Below are 5,391 nucleotides of genomic sequence, written 5' to 3'. Positions count from 1 at the left end.
CCAGCCTCGCATGCAGTACGCCGGACCCGACGGTCGCGAGCTCCGCCTCGAGGCGCGCCCGGACCACCGCGTCGGTGCCGGGGAAGTCGAAGCGGTCGAGCACCGCGCGCGTGTAGAGCGCCGAACCGCCGACCAGGATCGGGACGCGGCCACGGCCACGGATGTCGTCGATCGCCGCACGCGCGAGCCGCTGGAAGTCGGCGACGCTGGCGACCTCATCGATCTCCATCAGGTCGATCAGGTGGTGCGCGATCCCCCGTCGTTCGGCCTCGGGGAGCTTGGCCGTGCCGATGTCCATGCCGCGGTAGACCTGCATCGCATCGGTGTTGACGACCTCGCCGTCGAGCCGCTCGGCGAGGTCGAGGGAGAGCGCGGTCTTGCCCGCGGCGGTCGGGCCGACGACCGCGATCACGGGTGTCGCACTTTCCAACATGGGGTTAGTGTTCCAAACGCCGAGGCGCTGCATTCGGGCGGCGCCGCGATCTGCAAGGACATGTAGCTATGGGGTTCATGGACGACATCAAGGGCCAGGCCGAGAAGGCGCTCGACGAGCACGGCGACCAGGTCGGCGACGCGATCGACAAGGCGGTGGACTTCGCTGACGAGAAGTCGGGCGGCAAGCTCGGCGACAAGGGTGACGCGATCGCCGACAAGGCCAAGGGCGCCCTCGGTATCAACGACCAGGCCTGAGCAGACACTGCTCGCGCCGCGACGGCCCCGGACCCCTGCGGTTCCGGGGCCGTCGTCCATTTCCGACCTGAAGAGAACCCGAAAATTGGGAACCAGCGGTTGACAATGCCGGTCACCGGGTTGTTTGAATGGCAGGGACGGCCGGGACCCACCCGGCTGCGAACCTCCATCTCGGGAGTGGTTCAGACATGTCCGAAATCCAGAGCAACGAGTTCGAGCAGACGCAGGAGTCGAGCTTCGGAGAGCAGTCCGAGCAGGCGAGCGACCAGGGCGGGTTCGGCGAGCAGCAGGGCCAGCAGCCGTACGGCGAGCAGGAAGGCCTTGCCGACGCGAGCCCCGCGCAGACCCCCGGCGAGTTCGGTCACGAGCCGCAGACGCAGGAGACCAGCTACGGCCAGGACTCCAGCCAGCCCGGGCAGTCGTACGGCGAGCAGTCCGAGCAGTCCGAGCCGCAGGGCGGCTTCGGCGAGCAGTCCAGCGAGCAGGGCAGCTTCGGTGGCGAGCAGTCGGCCGGCGAGTCGCAGTTCGGCCAGCAGCAGGCCGGCGGCGAGTCGTCGTTCAGCCAGGAGCAGCAGGCCGGCGGCGAGTCGTCGTTCGGGCAGGAGCAGCAGACCGGCGAATCGTCGTACGGCGAGCAGGCCCCGGAGGTCCAGGCCGGCGAGCAGGGCTCGGCGTACGACCAGGGCCAGGAGCCCGGTGTCCCCCAGCAGGCCGACGGCCAGCAGTACTGACGCAGGCGCGGGGCGCGGGAGGGGCGCCCTTAGGGTGGCGGGCATGACCGAGCGATTCGTGGTCGTGCCCGCCTCCTACGTCTACCTCCTGCGCGAGGGAGCGGACGGGCCCGAGGTGCTGCTGCAGCTGCGCGGCGATGTCCCTTACATGGCCGGCCACTGGGCCGCAGCCGCCGCCGGCCACGTCGAGAAGGGCGAGACGGCGTACGCCGCGGCCCGCCGCGAGGCGCTCGAGGAGCTCGGCATCACCGACGCCGACCTGCACTTCGAGTTCGCCATGCAGCGCACGGCAAGCGGCGAGGCGATCGACGAGCGCATCGACTTCTTCTTCACCGCGCGGGCGTGGGAGGGCGAGCCCGCGATCGTCGAGGCGCACAAGTGCGACGGCATCGGATGGTTCGCGCTCGACGCCCTGCCCTCGCCGATGGTGCCGCACGAGGCGCACGCGCTCGCGCATCTGGGCACCCCGGAGAAGTACCTGACCTTCGGCTTCCCCGAGGCTTGAGTGCGCAGGTGGCTGTGTTCGCCACATGCACGCGCACTCAAGCGGTCAGCGCCAGCGGTCGCGCGCCGACGGCACCTCGCGGTCGGGGTCCTGCGGGGCGCCGACTGCGATCTCCGGGCCGTAGCTCCACCCGTCCTTCAGCGGGAGGTAGGCACCGCTCCAGAACGTGCCGGGGTCGTACCAGTGCGCCTTGCGGTCGGTGTGCAGCACGCCCATGTCCTGCAGGACCATCGACACGACCTCCGAGCAGAACGCGTCCTCCGGCCGCACCTGCAGCCCGCGCTGCTTGTGGGGCAGGTAGCCGTCACGCCCCTTGAACCAGCGCCCCAGCGCCCGCGCCGCCGCGGGGTAGGCCACGCCGTCGAGCCGCGCCACTGATCGCAGCGCAGCGTCCTCCTGTTCCTTGCCGACCTCCGGCGCGAGCTGCCGCAGCCAGACCTCCTGGCCGTAGCCGTCGTGCCAGCGCGTCACCGCCTGCTCCAGGTCGTGGAGCTGTACGCCGCGGTGGAACCCACCCGTCCACACGTCCAACTGCTTGCGGCTCATCTCAGCGTGGAAGAGCAACGGCGGCAGGTCGTCGATGACCAGTGCCACCGCGACGTGGTTGACCGGAGCGTTCGAGATCGTGCGGATCGTGCGGTCGGCCAGTGTGCTGCCCCGGAAGAGCAGCAGGTCACCGGTGCGGACGAGGCTCGCGGCCTCGTGGATCTCGAGCATGCGACCAGTCTGCCGAACTCCGCCTCGTCGTGCGTCGCGGCGGGCCGGGAGGCGCCGCGTCTAGGCTGATCGCGTGAAGGTCTGGAAGTGGGTCGGTCTGGCGGGCATCTTCGGCATCGCGAGCGGCGGCGTGATCATCGCCCGCCAGGAGCGGGTGCGCCGCGCGTACACCCCCGACGAGGTGCGCTCCCGCCTGCACCAGCGTCTGGCCGAGGCGGAGTCCCGCGGCTGACCCCACCGAGGCGGCGCCAACCTGCACGCCCACCCTGCCGAGGCGGCGCCAACCTGCACTTCCGCTGAGCGCTGCAGCGCGCAACACTGGAGGTGAGAGGAGGCAGTCATGTCTGCACTCACGAACGGCACTGATCGTCTGCCCGATGTCCACCACGACGCCGAGCTCGAATGGGCAGAGGAGAGCAAGCCCGCCCCTCAAGCCGAGCACGGCCCCGGCGTCGCGCCGATGATGGACCTCGAGTAGCCCGGACGGTCACCGTGAAGACTTTTCGCCAGCATGAGGCGAAAAGTCTTCACCTTGGTGGAGCGCTGTCCACAAGCCGCCCGTACGCCGCTGGCGCTCGGCGCCGTGACGGCTCAACGTCGAGGGATGCAACTGCTCTCACCTCTCGAAGACCTGCTGGACCTGCAGGACGGCGTCATCTCCCGCAAGCAGGTCCTCGACCTCCCCGGCGAGTCCGACGCGACGGTGCGACGACGACTGCGGCGGCGCGAGTGGGTGACGCACCATCCCGGCGTCTACCTCAACCACACCGGTGACCCGACCTGGAAGCAGCGGGCCTGGGCTGCGGTGCTGTATGCCTCCCCCGCAGCCCTCGCGGGCGTCTCCGCTCTGAGGGCCGGCGACGGCCCCGGCCGCCGCGGGCATGCCGACAACGATTCCATCGAGGTCGCGGTGGCCGTCGACCGCGACGTGCGCGAGCAACCGGGCATCCGCATCCAGCGCCGCGCCGACTTCGACGGCATGACGCAGGCAAACCTCTCGCCGCCTCGTGTCCGGACCGAGCATGCCGCGATCGATGCGGCCGCCTGTGCCGCGACCGACCTCGCGGCGGTCGGTGTCCTCAGCGATGTCGTGCGGTCCAGGCGGACCACACCCAGGAGGCTGCTCGCCGTGGCGAAGGGCCGGACACGTCTGCGCCGACGCCACCTCATCCAGGGTGTGTTGTCCGACGCGGCGACCGGGGCCTCGTCGGTGCTCGAGATGGAGTTCCTGCGACGCGTCATCCGGCCGCACGGACTGCCGAGTGGTGACCGCCAGGTCCGCGAGGAGGATGGCGGGCCCGTGCGCCCTACGTCCGCGCATGTCGTCTACCGCGACGTCGACCATCCCGACCTGAAGCAGCTCATCGAGCTGGACGGCCGACTCGGCCATTCCACCACCAGCGAGCGTGACGCTGCCTTCGAGCGCGACCTCGACGCTGCCATCGATGGGCGTGGCACCCTCCGTCTGGGCTGGGGCCAGGTCTATGTCCGGCCCTGCACGACGGCAGGCAAGCTCTACCTCGTGCTGCGCAGGCTGGGGTGGGCAGGCGAGTTCCAGCGCTGTCCGCGCTGCCCTGCTGACCTGGTGATCCCTCCACCGGCCGACGAGCGTGAAGACTTTTCACCAGCATGTGGCGAAAAGTCTTCAGCGTGATGTCAGCCGCAGCCGACCACCGGCGGCAGCGGGGCGGGCACCCCGATCGCGGGCATGCCGAGCCCGACACCAGCAGGCGCAGCCGGAGCCGACGTACGCCGCTCCCACGCGTCGCCGGAGCGGGTCCGGCGCAGCGACAGGATCGCGCCGTCGGCCTCGAGGTAGTGGGGCGCGCCACGGGTGATCGTCACGGTCACCATGTCGCCGGGACGGATCTCGCCCCGCCCGTCAGCCAGCGACACGGGCACCGCGCCGTTGAAGTGCACCAGGCGGTTGTCGGGTGCACGTCCCGAGAGGCGTCCGGTGTCACCGTCACGTCGGCCTTCTCCCGCGGCCACCATGACCTCGACCGTGCGTCCCTCCTGGGCCTGGTTCTCCTCCAGGCCGATCTGGGTCTGGAGTGCGGTGAGGCGCTGGTAGCGGTCGGCGATCAGCGCGGGGTCGACCGACGGGAGGTCAGCCGCCGGGGTGCCGGGGCGCTTGGAGTACTGGAACGTGAAGGCGCCCGAGAAGCGCGACTCCTCGACGACCTTCATCGTCTCGAGGAAGTCCTCCTCGGTCTCACCCGGGAAGCCGACGATGATGTCGGTGGTGATCGCGGCGTCCGGAATGGCTTCCTTGACGCGCGAGATGATGTCGAGGAACTTCTGCTGGCGATACGACCGGCGCATCTCCTTGAGCAGGCGCGACGAGCCCGACTGCAGCGGCATGTGCAGCGACGGCATGACATTCGGCGTCTCCGCCATCGCCTCGATGACGTCGTCGGTGAACTCCGCAGGGTGCGGCGAGGTGAAGCGCACGCGCTCGAGGCCCTCGATCTCCCCACACGCGCGAAGCAGCTTCGAGAAGGCCTGGCGGTCGCCGAACTCCACGCCGTACGCGTTGACGTTCTGGCCCAGCAGCGTGACCTCCGAGACACCCTCCTCCACCAGCGCGCGGATCTCGGCCAGGATCTCGCCCGGCCGGCGGTCCTTCTCCTTGCCGCGCAGCGACGGGACGATGCAGAACGTGCACGTGTTGTTGCAGCCGACCGAGATCGACACCCAGGCGGCGTACGCCGACTCGCGCTTGGTCGGCAGCGTCGAGGGGAAGAC

General features: G+C 70.1%; 9 protein-coding genes. 6 read left to right on the top strand and 3 right to left on the bottom strand.

All coding sequences use genetic code 11. The features are described from left to right. On the bottom strand, positions 1–433 hold a 433-nt coding region (locus VLF38_RS14800; protein ID WP_325272006.1), incomplete at its 3' end, for a tRNA (adenosine(37)-N6)-dimethylallyltransferase MiaA. A 68-nt stretch (positions 434–501) separates the two neighbouring features. Here VLF38_RS14800 and VLF38_RS14795 point away from each other — a divergent pair. The 3 genes from VLF38_RS14795 (at position 502) to VLF38_RS14785 (ending at position 1,926) form a co-directional block, all read left to right on the top strand. Next, positions 502–690: an antitoxin gene (locus tag VLF38_RS14795; RefSeq protein WP_325272005.1), complete on the top strand. Its 189-nt coding sequence runs from the start codon at positions 502–504 to the stop codon at positions 688–690. Between the two features lie 188 nt (positions 691–878). After that, entirely contained in the window at positions 879–1,421 is a 543-nt protein-coding gene (locus VLF38_RS14790; RefSeq protein WP_325272004.1) for a hypothetical protein, read from the top strand. 43 nt (positions 1,422–1,464) lie between these two features. Next, positions 1,465–1,926 carry an NUDIX domain-containing protein gene (locus VLF38_RS14785; RefSeq protein ID WP_325272003.1) on the top strand — a complete coding sequence of 154 codons (462 nt, stop codon included), beginning with the start codon at positions 1,465–1,467 and terminating at the stop codon, positions 1,924–1,926. Positions 1,927–1,971: 45 nt separating this feature from the next. Here VLF38_RS14785 and VLF38_RS14780 read toward each other — a convergent pair whose 3' ends face one another. Next, positions 1,972–2,643 (bottom strand): hypothetical protein, encoded by a 672-nt coding sequence (locus tag VLF38_RS14780; protein WP_325272002.1) that lies wholly within the window; start codon positions 2,641–2,643, stop codon positions 1,972–1,974. A gap of 73 nt (positions 2,644–2,716) precedes the next feature. On the opposite strand from VLF38_RS14780, the gene VLF38_RS14775 reads away from it, so the two are divergent. From VLF38_RS14775 to VLF38_RS14765, 3 genes are all read left to right on the top strand, one after another. After that, positions 2,717–2,875 carry a hypothetical protein gene (locus tag VLF38_RS14775; RefSeq protein ID WP_325272001.1) on the top strand — a complete coding sequence of 53 codons (159 nt, stop codon included), beginning with the start codon at positions 2,717–2,719 and terminating at the stop codon, positions 2,873–2,875. A 108-nt stretch (positions 2,876–2,983) separates the two neighbouring features. Next, complete coding sequence (locus VLF38_RS14770) at positions 2,984–3,121, top strand: hypothetical protein (RefSeq protein WP_325272000.1); 138 nt, start codon at positions 2,984–2,986, stop codon at positions 3,119–3,121. Positions 3,122–3,154: 33 nt separating this feature from the next. Then, positions 3,155–4,297: a hypothetical protein gene (locus VLF38_RS14765; RefSeq protein WP_325271999.1), complete on the top strand. Its 1,143-nt coding sequence runs from the start codon at positions 3,155–3,157 to the stop codon at positions 4,295–4,297. 2 nt (positions 4,298–4,299) lie between these two features. Here the strand turns inward: VLF38_RS14765 and VLF38_RS14760 are convergent. Further along, the coding region (locus VLF38_RS14760) for a MiaB/RimO family radical SAM methylthiotransferase (RefSeq protein WP_325271998.1) at positions 4,300–5,391 on the bottom strand (1,092 nt) is incomplete at its 5' end.

It is taken from the genome of Nocardioides sp. (assembly GCF_035481145.1).
In the GTDB taxonomy this organism is placed as follows: Bacteria; Actinomycetota; Actinomycetes; order Propionibacteriales; family Nocardioidaceae; genus Nocardioides.
This window is presented reverse-complemented; position numbering and strand designations above follow the sequence as displayed.

Excerpts from the sequence above, each read along its gene's own strand:
- VLF38_RS14795 (WP_325272005.1), top strand. The coding sequence starts at position 502 with ATGGGGTTCATGGACGACATCAAGGGCCAGGCCGAGAAGGCGCTCGAC.
- VLF38_RS14790 (WP_325272004.1), top strand. The coding sequence starts at position 879 with ATGTCCGAAATCCAGAGCAACGAGTTCGAGCAGACGCAGGAGTCGAGC.
- VLF38_RS14770 (WP_325272000.1), top strand. The coding sequence starts at position 2,984 with ATGTCTGCACTCACGAACGGCACTGATCGTCTGCCCGATGTCCACCAC.
- VLF38_RS14780 (WP_325272002.1), bottom strand. The coding sequence starts at position 2,643 with ATGCTCGAGATCCACGAGGCCGCGAGCCTCGTCCGCACCGGTGACCTG.
- VLF38_RS14785 (WP_325272003.1), top strand. The coding sequence starts at position 1,465 with ATGACCGAGCGATTCGTGGTCGTGCCCGCCTCCTACGTCTACCTCCTG.
- VLF38_RS14765 (WP_325271999.1), top strand. The coding sequence starts at position 3,155 with ATGAGGCGAAAAGTCTTCACCTTGGTGGAGCGCTGTCCACAAGCCGCC.